25 protein-coding genes and 1 tRNA gene are annotated in these 23,930 nt (G+C 66.5%); 16 read left to right on the top strand and 10 right to left on the bottom strand.

Annotated features, from left to right (window positions below; all coding sequences use genetic code 11):
* The first annotated feature begins 149 nt into the window (after window positions 1-149).
* From HDC35_RS18415 to HDC35_RS18390, 6 genes are all read left to right on the top strand, one after another.
* Window positions 150-1,769: a CHASE domain-containing protein gene (locus HDC35_RS18415; RefSeq protein ID WP_184648853.1), complete on the top strand. Its 1,620-nt coding sequence runs from the start codon at window positions 150-152 to the stop codon at window positions 1,767-1,769.
* On the top strand, window positions 1,753-5,403 hold the full coding sequence (locus HDC35_RS18410) for a hydantoinase B/oxoprolinase family protein (RefSeq protein ID WP_184648852.1): 3,651 nt from the start codon (window positions 1,753-1,755) through the stop codon (window positions 5,401-5,403). The genes HDC35_RS18415 and HDC35_RS18410 overlap by 17 nt, the downstream gene beginning before the upstream one ends.
* A gap of 202 nt (window positions 5,404-5,605) precedes the next feature.
* Entirely contained in the window at window positions 5,606-6,277 is a 672-nt protein-coding gene (locus tag HDC35_RS18405; protein ID WP_184648851.1) for a DUF969 domain-containing protein, read from the top strand.
* Window positions 6,274-7,212: a DUF979 domain-containing protein gene (locus tag HDC35_RS18400; protein WP_184648850.1), complete on the top strand. Its 939-nt coding sequence runs from the start codon at window positions 6,274-6,276 to the stop codon at window positions 7,210-7,212. Before HDC35_RS18405 ends, HDC35_RS18400 begins: the two co-directional genes overlap by 4 nt.
* Window positions 7,213-7,368: 156 nt before the next feature.
* Window positions 7,369-8,358, top strand: a complete 990-nt coding sequence (locus HDC35_RS18395; RefSeq protein WP_184648849.1) for a DUF2891 domain-containing protein — start codon at window positions 7,369-7,371, stop codon at window positions 8,356-8,358.
* A gap of 132 nt (window positions 8,359-8,490) precedes the next feature.
* Window positions 8,491-9,501 (top strand): LacI family DNA-binding transcriptional regulator, encoded by a 1,011-nt coding sequence (locus HDC35_RS18390; RefSeq protein WP_184648848.1) that lies wholly within the window; start codon window positions 8,491-8,493, stop codon window positions 9,499-9,501.
* Window positions 9,502-9,572: 71 nt separating this feature from the next.
* Here the strand turns inward: HDC35_RS18390 and HDC35_RS18385 are convergent, their stop codons facing one another.
* Together HDC35_RS18385 and HDC35_RS18380 are read right to left on the bottom strand one after the other, a co-directional pair.
* On the bottom strand, window positions 9,573-9,788 hold the full coding sequence (locus HDC35_RS18385) for a helix-turn-helix domain-containing protein (RefSeq protein ID WP_136175755.1): 216 nt from the start codon (window positions 9,786-9,788) through the stop codon (window positions 9,573-9,575).
* On the bottom strand, window positions 9,788-10,435 hold the full coding sequence (locus HDC35_RS18380; RefSeq protein WP_184648847.1) for a DUF2975 domain-containing protein: 648 nt from the start codon (window positions 10,433-10,435) through the stop codon (window positions 9,788-9,790). The genes HDC35_RS18385 and HDC35_RS18380 overlap by 1 nt, the downstream gene beginning before the upstream one ends.
* A 225-nt stretch (window positions 10,436-10,660) precedes the next feature.
* Here HDC35_RS18380 and HDC35_RS18375 point away from each other — a divergent pair, with 225 nt between their 5' ends.
* Window positions 10,661-10,822 carry a Flp family type IVb pilin gene (locus HDC35_RS18375; protein ID WP_221438340.1) on the top strand — a complete coding sequence of 54 codons (162 nt, stop codon included), beginning with the start codon at window positions 10,661-10,663 and terminating at the stop codon, window positions 10,820-10,822.
* Here the strand turns inward: HDC35_RS18375 and HDC35_RS18370 are convergent.
* The 3 genes from HDC35_RS18370 to HDC35_RS18360 are packed head-to-tail and all read right to left on the bottom strand — an operon-like array spanning window position 10,819 to window position 11,656.
* Window positions 10,819-11,034, bottom strand: coding sequence for a toll/interleukin-1 receptor domain-containing protein (locus HDC35_RS18370; protein WP_221438332.1), 216 nt, complete (start codon window positions 11,032-11,034; stop codon window positions 10,819-10,821). The two genes, HDC35_RS18375 and HDC35_RS18370, sit on opposite strands and share 4 nt — an antisense overlap.
* A 10-nt stretch (window positions 11,035-11,044) precedes the next feature.
* Window positions 11,045-11,386: a helix-turn-helix transcriptional regulator gene (locus tag HDC35_RS18365; RefSeq protein WP_260397842.1), complete on the bottom strand. Its 342-nt coding sequence runs from the start codon at window positions 11,384-11,386 to the stop codon at window positions 11,045-11,047.
* A 21-nt stretch (window positions 11,387-11,407) separates the two neighbouring features.
* Complete coding sequence (locus tag HDC35_RS18360) at window positions 11,408-11,656, bottom strand: type II toxin-antitoxin system RelE/ParE family toxin (RefSeq protein WP_184648845.1); 249 nt, start codon at window positions 11,654-11,656, stop codon at window positions 11,408-11,410.
* A gap of 281 nt (window positions 11,657-11,937) precedes the next feature.
* Between HDC35_RS18360 and acnA the strand changes: the two genes are divergently transcribed.
* Together acnA and HDC35_RS18350 are read left to right on the top strand one after the other, a co-directional pair.
* A complete protein-coding gene (acnA, locus tag HDC35_RS18355; RefSeq protein ID WP_184648844.1) occupies window positions 11,938-14,613 on the top strand; it encodes an aconitate hydratase AcnA in 2,676 nt (891 codons plus the stop codon).
* A 72-nt stretch (window positions 14,614-14,685) separates the two neighbouring features.
* Window positions 14,686-14,961, top strand: a complete 276-nt coding sequence (locus tag HDC35_RS18350; protein ID WP_184648843.1) for a CBU_0592 family membrane protein — start codon at window positions 14,686-14,688, stop codon at window positions 14,959-14,961.
* A gap of 95 nt (window positions 14,962-15,056) precedes the next feature.
* Here the strand turns inward: HDC35_RS18350 and HDC35_RS18345 are convergent.
* Together HDC35_RS18345 and HDC35_RS18340 are read right to left on the bottom strand one after the other, a co-directional pair.
* Window positions 15,057-15,132, bottom strand: a tRNA-Val gene (locus HDC35_RS18345).
* Window positions 15,133-15,184: 52 nt separating this feature from the next.
* A complete protein-coding gene (locus tag HDC35_RS18340) occupies window positions 15,185-16,231 on the bottom strand; it encodes a winged helix DNA-binding protein (RefSeq protein ID WP_184648842.1) in 1,047 nt (348 codons plus the stop codon).
* Between the two features lie 281 nt (window positions 16,232-16,512).
* On the opposite strand from HDC35_RS18340, the gene HDC35_RS18335 reads away from it, so the two are divergent.
* The 6 genes from HDC35_RS18335 (at window position 16,513) to HDC35_RS18310 (ending at window position 20,224) form a co-directional block, all read left to right on the top strand.
* Window positions 16,513-17,046, top strand: coding sequence for a thermonuclease family protein (locus HDC35_RS18335; protein ID WP_184648841.1), 534 nt, complete (start codon window positions 16,513-16,515; stop codon window positions 17,044-17,046).
* Window positions 17,047-17,111: 65 nt separating this feature from the next.
* Complete coding sequence (gene crcB / locus HDC35_RS18330) at window positions 17,112-17,492, top strand: fluoride efflux transporter CrcB (RefSeq protein WP_184648840.1); 381 nt, start codon at window positions 17,112-17,114, stop codon at window positions 17,490-17,492.
* Window positions 17,489-18,685 (top strand): RluA family pseudouridine synthase, encoded by a 1,197-nt coding sequence (locus tag HDC35_RS18325; RefSeq protein ID WP_184648839.1) that lies wholly within the window; start codon window positions 17,489-17,491, stop codon window positions 18,683-18,685. The genes crcB and HDC35_RS18325 overlap by 4 nt, the downstream gene beginning before the upstream one ends.
* Window positions 18,685-19,305, top strand: a complete 621-nt coding sequence (locus HDC35_RS18320; RefSeq protein ID WP_184648838.1) for an FMN-binding negative transcriptional regulator — start codon at window positions 18,685-18,687, stop codon at window positions 19,303-19,305. Before HDC35_RS18325 ends, HDC35_RS18320 begins: the two co-directional genes overlap by 1 nt.
* Entirely contained in the window at window positions 19,302-19,538 is a 237-nt protein-coding gene (locus HDC35_RS18315; RefSeq protein ID WP_184648837.1) for a hypothetical protein, read from the top strand. The genes HDC35_RS18320 and HDC35_RS18315 overlap by 4 nt, the downstream gene beginning before the upstream one ends.
* Window positions 19,535-20,224, top strand: a complete 690-nt coding sequence (locus HDC35_RS18310; protein WP_184648836.1) for an ATP12 family protein — start codon at window positions 19,535-19,537, stop codon at window positions 20,222-20,224. Before HDC35_RS18315 ends, HDC35_RS18310 begins: the two co-directional genes overlap by 4 nt.
* Here HDC35_RS18310 and HDC35_RS18305 read toward each other — a convergent pair.
* The 3 genes from HDC35_RS18305 to HDC35_RS18295 are packed head-to-tail and all read right to left on the bottom strand — an operon-like array spanning window position 20,221 to window position 23,181.
* Window positions 20,221-21,024, bottom strand: coding sequence for a crotonase/enoyl-CoA hydratase family protein (locus HDC35_RS18305; protein ID WP_184648835.1), 804 nt, complete (start codon window positions 21,022-21,024; stop codon window positions 20,221-20,223). The genes HDC35_RS18310 and HDC35_RS18305 overlap by 4 nt on opposite strands.
* A gap of 13 nt (window positions 21,025-21,037) precedes the next feature.
* Window positions 21,038-21,646, bottom strand: a complete 609-nt coding sequence (locus HDC35_RS18300) for a 2-hydroxychromene-2-carboxylate isomerase (RefSeq protein ID WP_184648834.1) — start codon at window positions 21,644-21,646, stop codon at window positions 21,038-21,040.
* Window positions 21,647-21,648: 2 nt separating this feature from the next.
* Window positions 21,649-23,181: an acyl-CoA synthetase gene (locus HDC35_RS18295; RefSeq protein WP_184648833.1), complete on the bottom strand. Its 1,533-nt coding sequence runs from the start codon at window positions 23,179-23,181 to the stop codon at window positions 21,649-21,651.
* A gap of 517 nt (window positions 23,182-23,698) precedes the next feature.
* On the opposite strand from HDC35_RS18295, the gene HDC35_RS18290 reads away from it, so the two are divergent.
* On the top strand, window positions 23,699-23,869 hold the full coding sequence (locus tag HDC35_RS18290; protein ID WP_184648832.1) for a hypothetical protein: 171 nt from the start codon (window positions 23,699-23,701) through the stop codon (window positions 23,867-23,869).
* The last annotated feature ends 61 nt before the right edge of the window (window positions 23,870-23,930 follow it).

Genomic DNA, 23,930 nt, shown 5'->3' with positions numbered 1-23,930 from the left:
ATCGCCTTTCCCCGATGGCCGCACCGTGCCGGCGCGACATGCGATGGCGCCGGAACGGCATGGAATTCGCTTGCCATCCTTGCGTTCGCATGAAACATCTTGCGATGGAGGGGGGCGCTGCGCGGCAGCATTCAAGCAGGATATCATCAATGCGCCCTTCCACTTGGGCTGATCGGTTGCTGGCGCTACTGGTCCGCTTCGTCGGGCTGGTCATCCTGCTCGCGACCTTGGCGGCGGCGACCGCCAGCTTCCTTTACAACCAGTCGGACGAGGAAGATCAGGCGGCGCGAATCGCGGCGCAGTTCAACCTCCGGCTGCGCGACCAGGTCGCGATCCTCGAAGGGGTGCGCGCGCTCTATCAGTCCGACGCAGCCGCCAGCGGCCCCGGCATCCGCGCCTATCTCGCCGCGCTACAACCGCAGGTGCAATCGCCGGGTATGGAAGGGATCGGCATCGCCGCCGCGATGCGCGCGGGCGAGCCCGCGGCGGTCGAGGCGCGGCTCAGGGAAAATTACGGTACGGATATCCGGGTCTGGCCGGCGACCGATCAGCCGATCGGTTTTCCTGTCATCCTGGTCGAACCCCATACGCCTCGCCGCCATCTGGCGCTGGGGCTCGACATGTACAGCGAACCCGTGCGCCGCCAGGCGATGCGCCGGGCGTGGCAGACCGGCCGCCCCGCCGCGAGCGGCATTGTCCAGCTTGCGCAGGAAGAGGCCGCGACCGTCAAGCAACCGGGGTTTCTCATCTATCTTCCCGTCTATGCCCGCGAACCGGCAGACGCCGCGAGACAGACGATCGCAACGGCACTCCGGACGCGGCCGATCGAAGCCTTCATCTATGCACCTTTCCGGGTGAATGACATGGTGGCGGCGATCCTCGGATCGCGGCTCGACCGGGTCGACGGGCTGGAAATCATCGCTGGCGATGGTCCGTCGGCGCCGGTCGTTTTCCGGCACGGCAAGATGGGATGGGGTGCGCACGAACAGGTGCTGCGCATCGCGGACCGGCAATGGACGATGCGTATCTCCTACAGCCGGCCACTCAAACAGTTGGGACGCCCGCTCGCAATCCTCCTCTTCGGCCTCGCGCTGGCCGTGCTTGCAACCCAGCTTCACCGGGTTCAGCAGCGCCGCGTCGGCGAGGCGCAGGCGCTGGCCGAGGAAAAGGCCCGGCACGCCGAAGATCGCGAATTGATGATCGGCGAAATGGCGCACCGCATGAAAAACGCCTTTGCCCGCATCGGCGCGCTCGCGCGGATCACGCTGCGCGAATCCGCCAACCTCGACGAATTCGAGATCAAGTTCGACGGCCGGATGCGGGCCTTGTCCGACGCGAAGCAGATGCTCGTCACCGGCGCCGTCGACAGCGTCGAGCTGGGCCGCATCGTTCGCCGCGAGCTCGAACTTGCGGGCGTTTCGGACGCACGGATGGCCGCCGCCACCGGCCCCGAGGTCCGCCTCGACGACGAGGGTGCGCAGGCCATATCGCTTGCGATCCATGAATTCGTCACCAACAGCATCAAATATGGCGCACTGTCGGGCCGGGGCGAGCTAGAGATCGAATGGCATCGCGACGGCGGCGACATCGAACTGAACTGGATCGAAAGCGACCTCGCCGAAACGCCGCGCATCGAAAGCGAAAGCTTCGGCACCCAGTTTATCCGCACCCTGATCGAACGGCAGCTCAAGGGCAGCTGGGTCCGCACCGCGGTTGACAAGCGTCTCGCCATCGTCATTCGCTGGCCGGACGATGGCATCTCCGACTGACTGGCAAATCTGGATCGACCGCGGCGGCACCTTCACCGATGTCGTCGCGCGCAGTCCCGACGGTGCAGTCGTCACCACCAAATATCTGAGCGAGGATCCCGCGAAGCCCGGCGACGCCGCGGTCAACGCGATCCGCGACCTCACCGGCGCGGGTGCGGGCCCGCTGCCACCGCTCGCGATCCGCATGGGGTCGACCGTCGCGACCAACGCGCTGCTCGAACGCAAAGGCGAACCGACGCTGCTCGCGATCACGCGCGGCTTCGGCGACGCGCTGACGATCGGCTATCAGGACCGCCCCCACCTGTTCGCGCGCCGCCTCGACCGCATCGCCCCGCCGCACGCCGAAGTCGCCGAGATCGTCGAGCGCCTCGCCCCCACAGGCGATATCCTGACCCCGCTCGACGAGGACGCCGCGCGCGCATCGCTGCAAGCTGCGCGCGGCCGCGGCCTCGCGAGCATCGCGATCGTACTGATGCACGGCTACGCCCACCCCGCGCACGAGATACGCCTCGCCGAAATCGCCCGCGAGATCGGCTTCACCCAAATCTCGACCAGCCACGATGTCAGCGCGCTGATCAAGCTCGTCGAGCGCGGCGACACGACGCTCGCCGACGCCTATCTCTCGCCCGTCCTCCACCATTATGTCCGCCAGTTCGTCGCGCAGCTCGGCGAAGGCGTCGATCCGCAGTTCATGAAAAGCTCGGGTGGCCTCGCTGCCGCTGCAGCCTTCCACGGCCGCGACGCGATCCTCTCGGGCCCCGCGGGCGGCATCGTCGGCATGGTCGGCAGCGCCGCGCCGCTCGGCAAGGCGCGGCTGATCGGCTTCGACATGGGCGGCACCTCGACCGACGTCAGCCATTATGCCGGCCGCCTTGAGCGCGATAACGAAACCATCGTCGCGGGCACGCGCATCCGCGCCCCTATGCTGCGCATCCACACTGTCGCCGCCGGGGGAGGCTCGATCTGCCGCTGGGACGGCGCGCGCCTCCTCGTCGGACCCCAGAGCGCCGGCGCCAACCCCGGCCCCGCCACCTATGGCCGCGGCGGGCCGCTGACCGTCACCGACTGCAACGTCCTGCTCGGAAAGATCCAGCCGGGCCATTTCCCGAAGCTCTTCGGTCCGGGCGGCGACCAGCCGCTCGACCGCGAGGTCGTCGTGCAAAAATTCGCCGAGATGGCGGCCAAGGTCGGGGGCATCACCTCCGAAGCTCTCGCCGAAGGCCTGCTTGCCATCGCGGTCCAGCAGATGGCGAACGCGATCAAGCGCATCACCATCGCCCGCGGCCACGACGTCACCCAAGGCTACAGCCTCGTCGGCTTCGGCGGCGCCGCGGGCCAGCATGTCTGTCTGGTCGCCGACGCACTCGGGGTGAACGAAGTCCTGCTCCATCCGCTCGCGGGCGTGCTCTCGGCCTATGGCATGGGTCTCGCCAGACCCTCGGCGATCCGCGAGCGCACGCTGGCGCTGACACTCGACGAAGATTGCGCCGCCCGCCTCGCCGCCGCCGAAGCCGAGCTCGCCGAACAGGCCCACGCCGACCTCGCGCCCGGCACAGACACGACCCACGAAACGCTGCTTTTCGTTCGCCTCGCCGACAGCGACAATGCGATCGAACTCCCGCTCGCGTCACCCGCCGACGTCAGGACCGCCTTCACCGCGGCCTTCCGCCAGCGCTTCGGCTATGCCCCGCACGCCAATCTCGTCGTCGACCGCATCCGTGTCGAGTTGACCGAGGCGGGCGACGCCCCCGCCGCCCTGCCCCCGCCCGCACCATCGGCCGAGAGCGACCCCGAAACCGTCACCGCCTGGCTCGCCGGTGCGCCGCACGACGTCCCGCTCCACCAGCGCAGCGCCCTCGCCGCCGGTCGCGCCATTGCCGGACCCGCGATCATCATCGACGCGCTGTCGACGACGGTAGTCGAACCCGGCTGGACCGCAACGGTCGAGCCGGAAGGGACATTGCGCGTCACACGTGCCCCCCGGCGAAAGTCGGTGCCCAGCGAAACGGAAATCGCGCACGAAGATGGGGCCCGGCCTTCGCCGGGGTTCACCAATCCCGCGGACGACCCCGACCCGATCCGCCTCGAAATCTTCAACAGCCTGTTCATGGCGATCGCCGAGGAAATGGGCGGCGCGCTCCAGCACAGCGCCTCGTCGATCAACATCCGCGAGCGGCTCGATTTCTCCTGCGCGATCTTTGACGGCGCGGGCAGCCTCGTCGCCAACGCGCCGCATATGCCCGTCCACCTCGGCTCGATGGGCGAAAGCGTGCGCACGATATTGCGCCAGCGCACCGACGACGGCCGCGGGATCAAACGCGGCGACGCCTATGCGCTCAACGCCCCCTATGACGGCGGCACGCATCTCCCCGACATCACCGTCATCATGCCCGTGTTCGTCGCCCAAGAAGAGGGGGGCAGCGATACCCCCCGTTTCTTCGTCGCCGCGCGCGGCCACCACGCCGACCTTGGCGGCATCGCGCCCGGCTCGATGCCCCCCGACAGCCGCAGCATCGACGAGGAGGGCATCCTCTTCGACAATATGCTGATCGTCGATGACGGAAATTTCCGTGACGCCGATGTCCACGCGCACCTCACGACCGGCGACTGGCCCGCGCGCAACCCCGCGCTCAACATCGCCGATTTGAAGGCGCAGGTCGCCGCCTGCCAGCGTGGCGCCAGCGCGCTCGCCGACCTCGCCGCCGCGCACGGCGCCGCGACCGTCGCCGCCTATATGGCACACGGCCAGCGCCAGGCCGAGGCCGCGGTGCGCCAGCTCATCGCGCGCCTCGACGACGGCGCCTTCACCTACGCGATGGACAATGGCGCCGAGGTTGCCGTCGCGGTCAGGGTCGACCGCAAGGCGCGCCACGTCACCATCGATTTCACCGGCTCCTCATCGACACTCCCCGACAATTTCAACGCGCCGCTGCCCGTCGTTCGCGCCGCCGTTCTCTATGTGCTGCGAACGATGCTCGACGACCCGATCCCGATGAACGAAGGCTGTCTCACCCCGGTCACGCTCGTTGTCCCCGAGGATTCGATGCTCTCGCCAAGCTATCCCGCCGCGGTCGTCGCGGGCAATGTCGAGACGAGCCAGGTCATCACCGACGCGCTGTTCGCCGCCTTCGGCGCGATGGCGCCCGCGCAGGGGACGATGAACAATTTCACCTTCGGGGGCGACACCCACCAATATTATGAAACGATCGCCGGCGGTTCGGGCGCCGGCCCCGGCTTCAACGGCACCAGCGTGATCCAGACGCATATGACCAACAGCCGGATGACCGACCCCGAAGTCATGGAAACGCGCTTCCCCGTCATCGTCGAAGAATTCGCGATCCGCAAAGGCTCGGGCGGCGCGGGCCAATGGCACGGCGGCGACGGCGCCACGCGCCGCATCCGTTTCCGCGAGCCGATGGCCGCGAACATCCTTGCCAACCGCCGCAAGATACCCCCCGCGGGCCTCGCAGGCGGCAGCGACGGCGCACCGGGGCGCAACTGGGTCGAGCGCGCCGACGGTTCGGTCGAAATGCTCGCCGCCACCGGCAGCGCACGGCTCGAAGCGGGCGACACCTTCGTGATCGAAACGCCCGGCGGCGGGGGTTATGGCAAGGCGGAGGGGGATCTGGATTGACAGCACAGCGGCACGGACTCCTTCCCCCTCGAGGGGAGAAGGATACGCCGTCTTATCGCGCAGCGATTAGGCGAAGTAGGATGGGGGTGAAGGCGCGTTCGCGTACCGCCATCCCAAGCCGAGAGCACACCCCTACCGCTGCGACGGGCCGGCAAGCTGGCAAGTCTCGCCGCCTCCCCCATCGAGCGGGAGGAAATTAGCCATGCTCGTCCTGATCGGCATCCTCATCATCATCGCGGGCTTCCTGCTCCGCTTCAATCCCCTGCTCGTCATCATGGCCTCGGCGCTCGCGACCGGGCTCGCCGCGGGGCTCGATATCGTCGCGATCGTCGCCGCCTTCGGCAAGGCGTTCAACGACACGCGCTATGTCTCGATCATCTGGATCGTCCTCCCCGTCATCGGCCTGCTCGAAGCCTATGGCCTCCAGCAGCACGCGCGCAGCCTGATCGACCGGATGAAGGGCGCAACGCTCGGGCGCCTGCTCACTGGCTACCTCCTGCTCCGTCAGGCAATGGCCGCGGTCGGCCTCACCTCGGTCGCGGGCCATGCCCAGACCGTCCGCCCACTCGTCGCGCCGATGGCCGAAGCCGCCGCCGAGGCAAGGAACGGCGCACTCACCGACGACCAGCGCGAAGAGGTGAAAGCCTTCGCCGCCGCGACCGACAATGTCGGCCTCTTCTTCGGCGAGGATATCTTCCTCGCGATCGGCTCGATCCTGCTGATGAAGGGCCTGCTCGACGGCTACGGCTATCAGATCGAGCCGCTGCACTTCTCGCTCTGGGCAATCCCCACCGCGATTGCCGCCTTCCTCATCCACGGCCTCCGCCTCCGCCATCTCGAAAAGCGGATGATGAAGCAGGAGGCGAGCGCATGATCACGCTCGGCTTCGTCTATGTCCTCGCAGGGTTGACCTTCGCGGCCTTCGCGGCGCTCGGTTTGCACGATCGCAGCAACCCGAAACGCTTCGGCAACGCCGCCTTCTGGGGCCTGCTTGCGCTGTCGATGCTCGCGGGCGACTATCTGGGCGACTTCGGCAACGGCCTGCTCGTCCTCGCGCTCGTCGCGATCGCCGGCGCCGGCCGGATCGGCCGCGCCCCCGGTGGCGACATTCCCGCCGAGGTCCAGGCGACCCGCGCCGCGACCCACGGCAATTTCCTCCTGCTCGTCGCACTGATCATTCCCGCCGCCGCGCTCGCGGGCACCTTTCTCTTCAAATGGGTGCCCGGCCTTGCCGACCCCAAGCAGGCGACGCTGATCTCGCTCGCGCTCGGCGTCCTCATCGCGCTCGCCGTCGGCATGGCACGGCTCAAACCGCCTGCCCTGCTCCCGTTGCAACAGGGCCGCCGCCTGCTCGATTCGGTCGGCTGGGCGGCGATCCTGCCGCAGATGCTCGCCAGCCTCGGCGCGGTGTTCGCGCTCGCGGGTGTCGGCGAAGTCGTCGGCACCCTCATCGGCACCGCCATCCCCGAAGGCAGCCTGTTCGGCGCGACGCTCGCCTTCGGGCTCGGCATGGCGCTGTTCACGATGGTGATGGGCAACGCCTTTGCCGCCTTTCCGGTGATGATGGCCGCGGTCGGCCTGCCCTTGCTCATCGAACAATATGACGGCGATCCCGCGGTCGTCGCGGCGATCGGCATGCTCGCGGGTTTCTGCGGCACGCTGATGACCCCGATGGCGGCGAACTTCAACCTCGTCCCCGCCGCCTTGCTCGAACTCAAAAACCCCTATGGCGTGATCAAGGCGCAGATCGGCACCGCGGTGCCTTTGCTCGCGATGAACATCGTCTTCATCTGGCTGTTTGCTTTCTAAATCCTCCCTGTGGCGAGCCATGGGGAGGGGGACCGCCCACGAAGCGGGTGGTGAAGGGGCCAGCAACCTCGCGCCAAAGCCCCTCCATCAGCGCTTCGCGCTGCCACCTCCCCATCGCTTCGCGACAGGGAGGATCATCTGGACTAGAGACAGCGCATGCACCTCACCGCCGACCACGCCACCCGCTTCGCCACCGCCACGCTCGCCCACCTCGGCCGCGAATATCCGTACAAGATGGACCTCGTCCTCACCGGCCGCGACGACGCCAGGCCCCCGCGCGCGCATCATCCGATCTTCTACGGCAGCTTCGACTGGCACAGCTGCGTCCATGGCTGGTGGCAGGTCCTGCGCCTCGCGCGCCGCTTCCCCGACCTCCCCGTCGCCGCAGAGATTCGCGCGCGCGCCGACGCGATGCTCGTCGCGGACAAGGTCGCGGGCGAACTCGCCTTCCTCGACCGCCCTTACTCCGCCGCTTTCGAGCGCCCCTATGGCTGGGCCTGGCTCCTCGCGCTCCACGCCGAGGCCGAAGCGCGCGACGCCCCTTGGGCCGCCGCGCTCGAACCGCTCGCGCTCGCCTTCGCCGCGCGCTTCCACGCCTTCCTGCCCAAACTCACCTACCCCTTGCGCGTCGGCACCCATTTCAACATCGCCTTCGCGCTCCTCCTCGCGCGCCACTGGGCAAGGATGCGCGACCCCGCGCTCGTGACGCTGATCGACGCCGCCGCCACGGCATGGTTCGCCGACGACCGCGACTGCCAGGCGTGGGAGCCCGGCGGCGATGAATTCCTCTCCCCGGCGCTCACCGAGGCGCATCTGATGGCCGTCATCCTCGGCGATGACTTCCCTCGCTGGTTCGACGCCTTCCTGCCCCGCGCCGCCAGCGAACAGCCCGCGACCCTCTTCACCCCCGCCACCGTCTCCGACCGCAGCGACGGCAAGATCGCGCATCTCGACGGCCTCAACCTCAGTCGCGCGTGGAGCTGGCGCGCCATCGCCGCCGCGCTCGGCCCCGCGCACCCCGTCAGCCCGGTCGCCGAAGCTGCCGCCGAGCGCCATTTGGCCGCCGCGCTCCCGCACGTCACCGGCGACTATATGGGCGAGCATTGGCTCGCAAGCTTCGCCCTCCTCGCGCTCGACGGGCTTTGACGCGCTCGACGTCGTTTATCTCGTGATGATGAACTTGTTTCAGCATCACGAGGGAAAGAAGCTCGGCTGCACCCCGGATTGACAAGCCCGGCCCTCGCGGCAAGAGACGGCGTGAGGGGAGAAGGACTGCCAATGAAGACGCTGCGCCCGACATCGTTCGACGTCGCCGAGCGCGCCGGCGTGTCGCAATCGACCGTCTCGCGCGCGCTCCGGAACAGCCCTGGCGTCAACGCGGAGACACGTGCGCGCGTCTCGGCCGCCGCGCGCGAGCTGGGCTATGTCGTCGATCGCCACGCCTCGTCGCTGCGTTTGAAGAGCAGCGAGACGATCGCGCTCGTCACCATCTGCCGTCCGGGCGAGGATCGCAGCGCGATCAACCCCTTTTATTTCGCCCTCCTCGGCAGCATCGCCGCCGCGACCTCGGCGCGCGGCTTCAACCTGCTCGTCTCCTTCCAGGAAAATCCCGACAATTTCCGCGCCGATTTCGTCGCCTCGGGGCTCGCCGACGCGATGATTGTCATCGGCACGACAAGCAACCGCGAAGCGTGGAAATATTTCGCCGACGCGCAGGCCGCCGGCCTCGATTTCGTCTGCTGGGGCAGCCCGGGCAGCCCCTTCCACTGGATGCGCAGCGAAAATGACATCGGCGGCCAGCTCGCCGCCGAATATTTCATCGCGACCGGGCGCCGCCACATCGCCTTCGTCGGGCCGCAGCAGTCGCCGCAACGCCAGTTCGACGAGCGCCGCGACGGCTTCACCGCCGCGCTCGCCGCGCACGGCCTCACCCCCGCTGTCGCCGAGCCTCCCCCCGCCGCCGACCGCCATGCGCAGGGCGTCGCCGCGGTGCAGGCCCTGCTAGCGGCGCATCCCGAAACCGACGCGATCTTCGCCGCCAGCGACATGCTCGCATTGGGCGTGCTTCAGGGGCTCAAGGACGCCGGGCGCCGCGTTCCCGACGATGTCGCGCTGATCGGCTTCGACGGCATCCGCGCCGGCACCCTCGCCGATCCCGCGCTCACCACGCTCGAACCCGATCTCGACGCGGCGGGCGAGGCGCTCGTCGCGATGGCGCTCGAGGATGACGAACGCACGCGCAGCGGCACGCGCATCCCCGTGCGCCTCGTCGTCCGTGGCACCGCCTGAGCGCACGGCGCGCGCGAACAATCCGCCGCGCCACGCCGCGATAAAGGCGAGCAGCGACGCGTCGCCCCACATCACCCGTCCGCCGCGGCGCGATACTCCAATATGTCGCCGGGCTGGCAGTCGAGCGCCGCGCAGATCGCCTCGAGCGTCGCGAAACGCACCCCCTTCACCTTGCCCGTCTTGAGCAGCGACATGTTGGTCAGCGATATGCCGACGCGCTCCGCAAGCTCGCTCAGCGACATCTTGCGTCGCGCCAGCATCACATCGACGTTCACGATGATCGGCATCAGAGGAACCCCTCATTTTCCTCGCGCAGCGCCGCCCCGGCGCGGAACGCCTCGGCAAGCGCCAGGATGCCGAGCCCGGTGAGCAGCAGCGCCGGGTCGATCGTCACGTCGATGCGCACAACGGCTTTGCCCGCGACCGCCGCCGACACCGACGACAACAGCACAATGCCCGGATCGTCCGGCGCGATGCGCGGCAGCAGCAGCGCCTGCGCCAGCACATCGCTCGCCACGCGCCACAGCGACAGGGCGACCATCGCCGCGCCGATCCGCCGCAACCGCCCCGCATTGGGCGTGGCAAAGGGCGCGCCCGCGCCGATCGAAAGCGTCAGCCGCCGCAGCCACAGCAGCATCGCGATCGTCAGCCCGCCGCTCGCCGCCAGGTCGATCCCCTGCAATATCCGGTAACCCGCCCCACCCGCCTGCACGTCGAGCCGGCCATGGTCGAACAGCATCGATCCCACCGCGCGCCCCGCCGTGTCGACCACCGGCAGCGCCCGCCCCGGCGTATCGGTCACCACCGCAAGCGTGGTCTGCAGCGGCTGCCCTGTCGCGAGCGCAAAGAGCCAGAAGCCCAGCCCGGCGACCGTGCCGAGCAACGCCAGCCCCAGCGCGACGGTCAGCAGGATGCGAAGCAGGCGAATCGGCATGACGAATTCCTTTCACCAAGCCCCATAGCGCCCAAACAACCATCCCACAATGATTATTTTATGTTTTACGTAAATTTATCCATGCAAAACATAGCATCGATATCGCGCCGATCCGTCCGGGATGGCGTTTCGCCTGCGTTAACCGCCTTCGCGAACCGTTGCGCGACATCCGCCCGGCTATGCGGCGCGCGGGGGGCCCGAAGAGGAAAAAAGGATCGAAGCGTGATGCGAATGACGACATTGCTGAAGGACCGGCGCGGCGCCACCGCGATCGAATATGGGCTGATCGCCGCGCTGATTTCGCTCGCGTGCCTCATCGCCTTTCAGACGCTCGGGCTCAATCTCGAAACCATCTTCACGACGATCAACGACGCGCTCAATCGCTAGCGGCCCCCATACACGCCCCTTTCGTCGCCGCCGGCCTTCTCGCCGCGCGCCGCCGCGACCCCAGCATTACTGAGTCCTTCTTCGATGCCACCAACGATAGAATCGCCTGGGCGAAGTTCCCATTCATCGAACCAAACATCCACGCCTTGCTCGACGAGCAAACGCATCAATGATTTTGCGCCAATTGGGGTGAAAGGTTCAGCAATCCCCAATTAGAGTTTCTCAAACCAAATCGTCTACCGCCACCCCCAGCGCATCCGCCAGCTTCCGCACCGTCTCCACCGACCCCTTGCCGCGCCCCGCCTCGATATCGGCGATCTGCACCCGGTTGACGCCCGACGCCTTCCCCAGCCCCACCTGCGACAGCCCGCGCAGCTCGCGCCAGACGCGCAGCGGGCTTTCGCCGGCAATCAGCCGCTTGGCATAGTCGGCGGGCACCAGTTCTTCCTCGCCCGCCGCCAGTGCCGCCAGTGCCGCCTTGGCGCCGTCATAGGCGCGGAGGTCCGCCAGATCCTCGGCCGCTTCGCGCAGGCGGTCATATTCCTCTTGGGGGATCGTCACCATCTTGTGCACGGGCTCATTCCTTCACTCATAAACGCTGCCGCGCAGGCCGATTTCGAGCACCGCCAGCACAACGCCGTCCTCCATCATCACGCGCCAGTCGCCGACGCGCAGCCGGATGCCGTCGCGGCCTTTCAGCGCCTCCACATTATTCGCCTGCGAGGCCGGATCGGCGGCATAGGCCTCGATCTTCCTGACGATCCGCGCCGATATGTTGGCGGGCATGCGTTGTAGCGCCTTGATCGCGGATCGCGTGTAGCTGATCGGCTTCATTGGCGAGAATGTAGTTTATTGCTACATTGTAGTCAAGGACTACATAACGTGCCTCGTCGCCCCGGATCAAGTCCGGGGTGGCAAGAAGGATGAGCGCGCTCATTCTTCTCCGCGCCTCCGCATCTCCGCGCAAACCATCCACCCTCACCCCTTGCATTTCCCACCCCCCGGCGTAAGGCGGCGCCAACATAAACCTGCGCGTGCGACTCCGCTCGGCTCCGCTCTCCCGAACGGGCCTCGGCCGTCATTCCCCGCCGCGCCAACATGGGGACTGCAATCCTATGACCACCACGGGCAACGACACGCTGGGCACCCGCTCGACGCTGAGCGTCGGCGGCAAGAATTACGCATATTATTCGCTCGACAAGGCGGCGGCAAAGCTGGGCGACGTGTCGCGCCTGCCGTTCAGCATGAAGGTGCTGCTCGAAAATCTGCTGCGCTTTGAAGATGGCGGCTTTACCGTGTCGACCGACGATGTTCAGGCGCTGGTCGATTGGCAGAAGGACCCCAAATCGAACCGCGAAATCCAGTATCGCCCCGCGCGCGTGCTGCTACAGGATTTTACCGGCGTTCCCTGTGTGGTCGATCTGGCGGCGATGCGCGATGCGATCGCCAAGCTGGGCGGCGATACGTCGAAGATCAATCCGCTGGTCCCCGTCCATCTCGTCATCGACCATAGCGTCATGGTCGACGAATTCGGCCATCCCAAGGCGTTCGAACAGAATGTCGAGATTGAATATTATCGCAACGGCGAACGCTATGACTTCCTGAAATGGGGATCGAAGTCGCTCGACAATTTCAAGGCGGTCCCCCCGGGCACCGGAATCTGCCACCAGGTCAACCTCGAACATATCGCGCAGGCGGTATGGTCGAGCGAGGATGGGTCGGGCGAAACCGTCGCCTATCCCGACACCTGCGTCGGCACCGACAGCCACACGACGATGATTAACGGCCTGGGCGTACTCGGTTGGGGCGTCGGCGGGATCGAGGCCGAAGCCGCGATGCTGGGGCAGCCAGTGTCGATGCTGATCCCCGAAGTCGTCGGCTTCAAACTGACCGGCAAATTGAAGGAAGGCGTGACCGCGACCGACCTGGTGCTCACCGCAACGCAGATGCTGCGCGCCAAGGGCGTCGTCGGGCGTTTCGTCGAATATTATGGCCCCGGCCTGTCGACCCTCAGCCTGGCCGACCGTGCGACGCTGGCCAATATGGCGCCCGAATATGGCGCGACCTGTGGCTTTTTCGGCATCGACGAAAAGACGCTCGACTATATGCGCCTGACCGGCCGCAGCGACGAAAATATCGCGCTGGTCGAAGCCTATGCCAAGGCGCAGGGCCTGTGGCTCTCGGCCGACATGCCCGATCCGGTGTTCACCGACACGCTCGAGCTCGACATGGGCAGCGTCGTGCCCAGCCTCGCGGGGCCAAAGCGTCCGCAGGACAAGGTCGTGCTCACCGAAGTCGACGATGTGTTCAACGCCGACCTCAAAAAACTTTACGGCAAGGACAAGCCCGCGCGCGTCGCCGTCGAGGGCAAGGATCATGACATTGGCGACGGCGACGTCGTCATCGCCGCGATCACCAGCTGCACCAACACGTCGAACCCCGGCGTGATGGTCGCCGCCGGCCTCGTCGCCAAAAAGGCGAACGAGCGGGGCATGAAGCCCAAGCCGTGGGTCAAGACGTCGCTCGCGCCGGGAAGCCAAGTGGTCACCGACTATCTGGTCAAATCGGGGCTTCAACCGCATCTCGACGCGGTCGGCTACAATCTCGTCGGCTATGGCTGCACCACCTGCATCGGCAATTCGGGGCCGCTGGCCGAGCCGATTTCGGCCGCGATCAACGGCAACGACATTGTCGCCGCCTCGGTCCTGTCGGGCAACCGCAACTTCGAAGGCCGCGTGTCGCCCGACGTGCGCGCCAACTTCCTCGCTTCGCCGCCGCTCGTCGTCGCCTATGCGCTGAAGGGCACGGTGACCGAAGATTTCACCACCACCCCGATCGGGCAGGACCAGGACGGCAAGGACGTGTTCCTCGCCGACATCTGGCCGACCAATCAGGAAGTCGCCGACACGATTGCAAGCGCGGTCGACCGCGACATGTTCGTGGCGCGCTACGCCCATGTCTATAAGGGCGACGAGCATTGGCAGAAGATCAATGTCGAGGGCAGCGACACCTATCAATGGCGCGCAGGCTCGACCTATGTCGCCAACCCGCCCTATTTCGAGGGCATGGAAATGACCCCCGCGCCGGTCAGCGACATTGTGAATGCCAAGCCGCTCGCGATTTTGGGCGACAGCATCACCACCGACCACATCAGCCCCGCCGGCAGCATCAAGGCGGACAGCCCCGCCGGAAAATGGCTTATGGAACATCAGGTTAGCAAGGCCGATTTCAACAGCTACGGCGCCCGCCGCGGCCATCACGACGTGATGATGCGCGGCACCTTTGCCAACATCCGCATCAAGAATGAAATGGTCCCCGGCATCGAAGGCGGCATGTCGCGTTATGGCGAAGAGGTCATGCCGATCTATGACGCCGCGATGCGCCACAAGGCCGACGGCACTCCGCTGGTGGTTGTTGCGGGCAAGGAATATGGCACCGGCTCGTCGCGCGACTGGGCGGCGAAGGGCACCAACCTGCTCGGCGTCCGCGCGGTGATCGTCGAGAGCTTCGAGCGCATCCACCGCTCGAACCTCGTCGGCATGGGCGTGCTGCCGCTCCAGTTCACGGGTGGCGACACGCGCGAAACGCTCGGCCTCACCGGCGACGACCAGTTCACCATCACCGGCGTGGCGGACCTGAAACCGCGCCAGACGGTGACGGTCAACGTTACCCGCCCAGACGGATCGACCTTCAGCTTCGATACGCTCTGCCGCATCGATACGGCGAACGAGGTCGAATATTATATGAACGGCGGCATCCTGCACTATGTGCTGCGCAAGCTTGCGGCCTGACGTCGCGCATAACTGATGCTATGAGCGCCCGCCCCCGATCGGGGCGGGCGTTTTCATTTGGAGAAGGGCCGCATGAACGCGGAGATCATCGTCATCGAGGTGATCGGCTGGACCGCGGCCGCGATCATTCTTGCCGCCTATATCCTGCTGTCGCTCGGCAAGCTCGAACCACGCGGCTATCTCTATCAGTGGATGAATGTGACCGGCGCCGGCGGCTTCATCGTCAATTCGGGCTATAACGGCGCGCTCCCCTCCGCTGTGCTCAACATCGTCTGGGCCGGGATGGGGCTGTTCACGCTGTGGAGCGTCTGGCGCGCGCGGCAATCCGCGCGTCCCGCAATCTCCTGACGCGCCGCTCCGACAGAGCCTTTAGGATGGGACGCGCCCGTTTCGCGCCGTGAGCGTCTGCTTGCACGGACGCGCGATCGAAGGGAGCGGGAGGATGGTGGGCGCTGACGGGCTCGAACCGCCGACCCTCTCGGTGTAAACGAGATGCTCTACCAACTGAGCTAAGCGCCCCCGAAGGGAGGTGCGCCCCTGCCACAAGCCGGCGTTGCTGGCAAGCGCAACCCTATTCTTCGAGCGCTTCGAAATAGCGGGCCAGCGCATCATATGCGCCCTCGGCCAGCGCGATAAAGATGCGGCGCCCGTCGTGCGGATCGGCTTCGCGCAGAAACAGTCCTGCGTCGGTCATCGTCTTGATCCAGCGCAACGCCGTCGTCGCGGGAACCGCTGCCGCGATGCAAAGGCTCGACACCGACACCGGCTGGCGCTCGAGCCGCGCCGCATAGAGGTCGAGCAACATATCCCACGCCGGGTCGGCAAACAGATCGGCCGGAAAATATTGCTCGCGCATCCGCCGTTGGCGCAGCATCCGGCGCACCGCTTTGGCTCGCTGCCGATCGAGCGTACGTTCTTCGGGAAAGAAGCTGCGCGGCATCGCTGCAAAATCGCGCGCGGGGGCCCGCACCTGCCCCGCGTGACCGGCCAGATCGTCGACGCGCGGCGCATAATCGGCGGGGGCGCCAGGAAGCCCGCCCCGCTGCCCCGCAATATCGCCGAGCAGGCGCGAAATGCGCGAGACCTCCTCCTGCAGCCGGTCGATCCGCTCCATCGCATCGTCGCGCGCGATATCGTGGAGCAGCGCATGCCGCGTCCGCCGTGCGGCCGCCAGCGCGACGAGCTTGTCCGCCGGGTCGGCATCGACCAGCAATTGCGCCGAAAACGTCGCAGGAATCGCTGCGACAACCCTGTCGAGACCCGCCATCGAGGTTTCGCAAATCAGGTTGCAACCCCGCTCATCCACTGCCGCGCAGATATCGGCCAGCAGGTCGGTCTCGATCGTGTCTGCCGCCGCCAGCCATATGATGTCGAGCGTATCGGACTGCCGGATATGCCCCCCCGCATCCGACGCCGCGAGCGTCGCCGCGACGCGTATGTCAGGGAGGAGAGCCATATCCGGCAAGTCGGACCGGCTGCCGACCACCAGTAGCGGCGACGCGACGGCTCCCGGGATTTGATCGCCCCTTCGGGGGCCGGCCCACACTTCGCCCGAATAAAAACCGCCTTCGGGGACCGTCATCCCATCAAAGTCGATTTGCACCTTCTGGTCCATCATGCCGAGTCCCCCGTTTCCATCGCTCCACCTTGGCGTAACTATGTCGTCATTCCGGCACCATTCACTTTTTGTTCGCTCCTCTTTGCCGCCAATCCGGACCCAAGCACATGACCTGTCCGGGTCGGCAGCATGCGGGCCGGGCCGATATGATCCATTTTGGACATGGTTTGTTCTCTTCGTCAACTTTTTATTCGGGCTTGCCAATCCGGCGGCTCCTCGCGCACTCGGGGGCCATGATCCGCTGCCCGTCTCCCCTCAGCCGCATGCGTTGGCGCCGGCGCTTGCGATCGCTGGCCGCACTGTTGGTGCTCGCGGTTTTCGCGCTGGCCGCATGGTCGTGGTTCCCCGCGCCCGTTGCGACCCTCCCGCTCGTCCACATCATCGATGGCGACAGCCTGACCGTGCGGCACGATGGCGCCACGCTGACCATCCGCCTGACAGATATCGACGCTGCCGAATATCTGCAGGATTGCGGGCGCGCCGATGCGACTCGCTGGCCGTGCGGCCGCGAGGCGCGCGCGATGCTGGTAAAGATTGCGGGCGACGGTCCCCTCACCTGCGAAATCGCCGCAAAGGATCGGTACGACCGCACGCTTGCCGCCTGCCGCACCCGCCCCCTGCCCGGCGGCATCGACATCGGGGCCGAGATGGTGCGGCTCGGCGGCGCGGTCGCGACCGGCGATGCCTACAGGATCGAAGAGGCCGAGGCTCGGGCGAAGCGGCGCGGGATCTGGCAAGGCGATTTTGTGCGGCCCGCCGACTGGCGCGCGGCGCATGAACGGCCGGCTACCGCGCTGACTTGGCCCGACGCTTAGCGTCAGGCCGCCCCCAGCGACGCACCCGCTATGCCTCGCCGCAGTTTCCGGCTAGGGCGAGCCATATGAACAGCCTGTTTCCCGTCATGATCGGCGGCGCGATCGGCGCCGGCGCCCGCCATCTGGTTGGCCAGGCGATGCTTGCGCGGCTCGGCCCCGGCTTCCCGTGGTGGACGCTGTCGATCAATATCGCCGGCGGTCTCCTGATGGGGCTGTTGATCGGCGCACTTGCGCGGAGCAGCGATGGGGGCGAGACTGCGCGCCTGTTTATCGGTGTCGGAATCCTCGGCGGCTTCACTACCTTTTCCTCTTTCAGCATGGAATTCTGGATGCTTTTCGAACGCGGTCAAAATGCTCAGGCGGCCGCCTATGTCCTCGCATCGGTGATCGGCGCGATCGCCGCCTGCGGGCTCGGCCTGTTCGTCATACGGCAGGTGCCGGCATGAGCGAGCCGAAGACCAGGCTCGACGGCGCGACGATCGCCGAGGAGGATGACGGCATCCGCCTCGACCGCTGGTTCAAGCGCCACCGCGAGGGTACGCCGCACGCGCTGCTCGCGCGTTGGGCGCGCTCGGGGCAACTCACGCTCGACGGCAAGAAGGCCGACGTGTCCGACCGGATCGCGGCCGGGCAAAAGCTGGTCATGCCGATCCCGCCGGTCGAGGCCGAAGCGCGACCAGCGCGAAAGGGGCGACCGCTGACCGACGCCGACATCGAACTTGCGACCGGGATGATGATCCACCGCGACGCGAGCGCGATCGTGCTCAACAAGCTGCCGGGACTCGCGACGCAAGGCGGCACCAAGACCGAGAGCCACGTCGACGGCTTGCTCGACGCGCTGAAGTTCGACGGGCCGACACGCCCCAAGCTCGTCCATCGGCTCGACAAGGATACGTCGGGAGCGTTGCTGATCGCGCGCACCCCGCGCGCCGCGGCCTATTTCGCGAAGAGCTTTTCGAACCGCAGCGCGCGCAAGACCTATTGGGCGATCGTCGTCGGCGTGCCCGATATCGCGCAAGGCGAAATCGACCTGCCGCTCGCCAAGCAACCGGGGTCGGGCGGCGAGAAGATGCATGTCCATGACAGCGGCCTCGCGTCGAAGACGCGCTACCGCGTCATCGAGCGCGCAGGCAACAGCGCCGCGTGGGTCGAACTGCAACCGCTGACCGGACGCACGCACCAGTTGCGCGTCCATATGGCTGCGATCGGACATCCGATCGTCGGCGACGGCAAATATGGCGGCAAGAGTGCCTTCCTGACCGGGACGATCAGCCGCAAGATGCACTTGCACAGCCGCCGCCTGCGCATCGACCACCCCGACGGCGGCGCGATCGACATCAGCGCCGAGGTGCCCGAGCATTTCGCCGCGAGCCTCGATGCGCTCGGCTTCGACCCGCTGCTCGGCGAGGTCGGCGTCGACGATCTTGCCAAGGGCCCCTCGCCCAAGGCCGCCGAGAAAGCCGCGGCAAAGGCGCATAGCAAGGCGATCCGCAAGGCGAGGCGGGGCGAACGACGCGGCCGCACCGCGACGAGCAAGCCCACCGACCATGTCGGCAAACCGAAGGCGAAGAGCGGCAAACCCGCGAACCGCAAGCCCGGCACCAAGAAACCGCAACCCCGCCCCGCTCGGCCGCGCTGATGCACCCGAACAGCGCCTTTCGGCCAAAGCAGGGCGACCTCGCCGAACTGCTGGTGCGCGAAATCGGCTTTGCCGCGATCTTTGCAGCGACCCCCGACGGACCGCGCGTCGCGCATGCGCCGGTGGTGCTGAGCGACGACGGGCGGGCGCTGCAATTCCACCTCGCACGCGGCAATGCGCTCACCCGCCACCTCGATGGCGCAACCGCGCTCGCCGTCGTGCAGGGCCCCGACGCCTATGTCAGCGCGAGCTGGTACGCCGACGCCGACCAGGTGCCGACATGGAATTATGTCGCGGTCGAAATGGAAGGCGTAGCGCGCAGACTGGACGACACCGAACTGGTTGCGCAGCTCCACACATTGTCCGCCCGGCATGAAACGCGCGTGGGCGCCGACCCGCCATGGACGCGCGACAAGATGAACCCCGCGCTGTTCGGCAAGATGACCGGCGCCATAGTCGGCTTCGAAATGCGGATCGCCGCCTGGCGCCCGACGATCAAGCTGTCGCAGAACAAGTCCGCCGATGAACGTGACAGGGTCGTCGCGGGCTTGGAGGCGACCGGCCATGGCGCGCTCGCGCAGTTGATGCGCCACCTCGGCAGCGATAGGGAAGGCGCATGAACCAAATCGATGATGCGCTCGCCAGGAAACGCTTTTTTGCGCTCAACCTGATGCGCCTGATGGGCGCGGCTTTCGTCGCGATCGGGTTCATCCTGATCAGCGGCGGTTTTGCCCTGGCGGGCCAGCCGACCGATCGCTGGATCGGCACGGCGATCGTGCTGGTCGGCGCATTCGATTTCGCGGTGATGCCTTTGCTTCTCGCGCGCCGCTGGCGCTCGCCCAAAGATCTGTGAAGCGCTTCTGGAAAGAGGTCGCCGTCGCCCGGGATGACGGCGGCTGGGGGATTGCGCTCGACGGCCGGCCGGTGCGCACGCCGCAGCGCGCGCCGCTGGCGGTCGGCAGCATTGCGCTGGCCGAGGCGATTGCCGCCGAATGGCGCGACGTCGGCGAAACGATCGATCCCGGCGCGATGCCGATGACCGGGCTCGCCAACGCGGCGATCGACCTCGCCGCGCGCGACCTCGCCGCCTTTGCCGCGCCGGTCGCGGCCTATGCCGCGGGCGACCTCTTCTGCTACCGCGACGCCCGCGATGCGGCGTTGCAGGCCGAACAGGCGGCGGCATGGAACCCCCTGCTTGCCTGGGCCGAAGCACGGTACGCCATCGAATTTACACTGACGCAGGGCGTGCTGCCAGTCGACCAGCCCCAGGCGACCGTCGCGGCGCTGCAGGATGCGGTGTTCGCGCAGGACCAATGGCGCATCACCGCGCTGACGCCGCTGACGACCATCGGCGGCTCGCTCGTCGCCGGCCTCGCGCTGCTCGCCGAAGCCTATGACGCCGACACCGTGTGGCAGGCGGTCAGCCTCGACGATCTTTATCAGGAACGCCGCTGGGGCGCCGACAGCGAAGCGCAAAAGGCGCGCGCGGCGAACAAGCGCGACTGGGACAATGCGGCGCGATTCCTGACCCTGCTCTAGTCGACGAAATTCGGCTTGCGCTTCTGCATTCCCGCCATCACCGCCTCCATCTGGTTGGGCGTGCGGATGACCTTCACCTGCTCGTCGCTCTCGGCCTGCAATATTTCGGCATCGCTCGCGTCGGCCAGCATATTGCACAGCCGCTTCGCCCCGCGGATCGCGTGCGGATTCTTGTCGGCAATCACCGCGGCCAGTTCCATCGCCTTCGCCAGCGGGTCGTCGGAAACATGCGTTGCGAAGCCGAGCAGCTTCGCCTCCGAACCGTTGAATTCGCGGTTGGTATAGATCAACTCGCGCAGCACATCGTCGGCGACCTGCGTGCGCCACAGCGCCATGCCCGCAACGTCGGGGACGAGGCCCCAGCGCATCTCCATGATCGCGATGCGCGTGTCGGGGTGGACGATGCGGATGTCGGCCGCGGCCATGATCTGGCTCCCCGCCCCGAACGCGACGCCGTGCACCGCAGCGATCACTGGCACCGGCAGTTCGCGCCAGCCCCATGCAGCATATTGGGCATTGTTTGCGATGCCCTTCGTGCGCTCGGCCAAGCTGCCGCCCGCGCTGCTCGCGCCCGGGTCGCGATCGCCCGAGAGGCTGGAGAGGTCGAGCCCGGCACAGAAAGCGCGCCCCTCGCCCGACAGCACGACGACGCGCAGGCCCGCGGTCGCCTTGAGCCGGTCGACCGCCTCGGCGAGCGCTTCCCACATCGCCGGGTCGAGCGCGTTCATCTTGTCGGAGCGGATCAGCCGGACGTCGGCAATGCCGCCTTCCAGCATGGTAATCGAAATGCGGTCTTTCACGGGAGCGTCCCTTTCAGCGCTTCAAGGCGGCTTCGACGAGCGGAAGCTGGTCGTTGCCGAAATACATATCGTCGCGATCGACGAAGATCGTCGGCGACCCATAGCCGCCGCGCGCGATGACTTCATCGGTATTCGCGCGCAGCCGCGCCTTGACCGAGTCGCTGGCGGCGGCGGCGACGAGCGCGGCGCCGTCGAGGCCCTCGGCATCGGCGACCGCGGCGAGCACGGCGGGATCGTCGAGATTCTCCTGCCGGTCGAAATAGCTCGCAAAAGCGCCGCGCGCGAACCGTACGAGCGCGGCCTGATCCCCTTCGAGCGCACAGCAGAAACGCATCGCGGCGATGCTTTTCGCGGGATGCCACTTCGACGGGAAATTCATCGGAACCTCCGCGAGCCGCGCCCAGTCCTTCAAAATCTTCCAGCTATGCTGGAGCCGCCGGTTATCGGCCTGCTCGCGCGCCGCATAGACGGCCGGGTTCACCGCGTTGAACACCCCGCCGACAAGGATCGGCCGGTAGATCGCGGTCGCACCCGTCTGATCGAGCACAGCCGGCAGATTGTGGAACGCGAGACACGTCCAGGGCGAAGAGAGGTCGAAGAAAAATTCGACGCGCGCGGCCATACTCAGGCCTCCGCCTTCGCTTTCTCCCAATATTGGTCGCGCAGCAGCCGCTTGTAGAGCTTGCCCGTGTCGTGGCGCGGCAGCGCTTCGAGGAAGTCGATCCGGCGCGGGATCTTCACCCCCGACAGCTTCTCGCGCGCAAAGGCGATGAGTTCGTCACGCAACGCCTCGCCTGCCTCGGCCATGTCGGCGGGCTGGATCACCGCGATAACCTCCTCGCCCATCTCCTCATGCGGACCGCCGACCACCGCGACGTCGGCGACCTTGGGATGAGTGACGAGATGATTTTCGATTTCCTGCGGATAGATGTTCACCCCGCCCGAAATGATCATGAAGCTCTTGCGGTCGGTCAGGTAGAGAAAGCCTTCGGCGTCCAGCTTGCCGACATCGCCGAGCGTCGACCAACCCTTTGAATTGCGGCTCGACGCTGTCTTTTCGTCATCGCCGTGATATTCGAAAACATTCTCGCTCTCGAAGAAAACCGTGCCTTCCTCACCTGCGCCAAGCTCGGTCTCATTGTCCTCGCCCATGATATGCACGGTGCCAAGGATCGGACGCCCGACGCTGCCCCGGTGCGTCAGCCAGTCGGTGCTGGAGATGAAGGTCATGCCATTGCCTTCGGACCCGGCATAATATTCAAAGAGCACCGGTCCCCACCAGTCGATCATCGCCTGCTTCACCGGCACCGGGCACGGCGCCGCCGCGTGGATCGCGACCTTCAGCGACGAGGTGTCGTAGCGGATGCGGACCTCATCGGGCAGCTTGAGCATCCGCACGAAATGCGTCGGCACCCACTGGCTCGAATTCACGCGATATTTCTCGATATGCGCCAGCGCCGCTTCGGGGTCGAACTTCTTCATCAGCACGACCGTGCCGCCCAACCGGTGAATCGTCATCGACCAGCGCAGCGGCGCCGCGTGATAGAGCGGCGCGGGCGACAGGTAGATGCTGTCCGAATCGATCTGAAAGACGGCGGACGCAAGCATGACGAGACTGTTCGCCGCATCGATCGCGGGATCTTCGGGCAGCGGCACGCGCACGCCCTTGGGACGCCCCGTGGTCCCCGACGAATAGAGCATATCGACCCCGGCGCGCTCGTCGGCGGCGGGCGTCGCGGGCATGGCGGCAACGGCATCCTCCCAGCTTGCGTAGCCCGGAATTTCGCCGCCCATGACGAATCGTTTGATCCCTGTGGTCAACTGCTGCGCCGCGGCGGCAAGGCTCGCCGAAACGACAAGGATTTTCGCGCCCGAATTGTCGAGGATATAGTCGGTCTCGTCCTGCGTCAGTCGCGACGAAATGCAGACATAGCGGAGCCCCGCGCGCTGTGCGCCCCAGGTCAGGCCATAATAATGCGGCGTGTTGTCGAGCATGAAGGCGACGACATCCTCATGGCCCAGCCCGTGCGAGCGGAAGAGCTGCGCGGCGCGGTTCGACGCCGCGTCGAGTTCGCCATAGCTGATCGTCTCGCCGGTCTCGGCGACAATGATCGCGGCTTTGTCAGGATTGCTACGCGCGTGGACTGAGGGGTGCATCGGGCATCATCTCCGGGAATCGTTGCTTTCTTTATGTCGAAGATGAGTAGCAACCTGAAACTTTTGGTCAAGCAAGCTGCGGCGCGTGACAGGATCCGGAAAAATATGCGGGAGACCCATGCCGGTAAGGGGGAAGGACCTGCATCGACGGGACATGGACGCTGCGTATCAGACAACTTCGCACAGCGACGGCAAACTGCCGTTCGCTCCTCCCTGTGGCGAAGCCATGGGGAGGTGGCAGCGCGCAGCGCTGACGGAGGGGCTGATGGCGTGAGGTCCCCAAATCCGACGCCTGCAAAAAAGGCCTTTCCTACATTATCCAGCCGTGCCAGCCTTCGTCCCGGCTCTTTCTCCATGTCGGCAAAAGCATGCGTTTCCCGGCTTATGGATGCGCGCACGAACCGGACGCGGCCTCACCGCCGAGCGCGACAAATGGGGGCTGCACAAGGCTGACCTTTCCTGACCTTTGGAATGACCGCGTAGCCGCCACGCTAAGGTGCGGGTGGTGTCGATACATATGTTGGAGGGGTTTGGGGCGCGGGTATCCGATGCCGCCACCGACCTGCATGGCGCGGTCGGCGGCGTCGAGACGAGACGGTTCCAGCGCGGGCTCGAACTGCGCGCGCTCCATCATCCCCGGCACACCGCATCGTCGAACGCCTTTGGCCGCGTGGATTGCTGTATATGACAGCTTCGGGGCTTGCCCTGCTCGCCGACGATCGGACGGAAGTGAACCAGCCCCTGATATC

The organism is Sphingopyxis sp. JAI128, from assembly GCF_014207235.1.
GTDB lineage: Bacteria > Pseudomonadota > Alphaproteobacteria > Sphingomonadales > Sphingomonadaceae > Sphingopyxis.
This window is presented reverse-complemented; position numbering and strand designations above follow the sequence as displayed.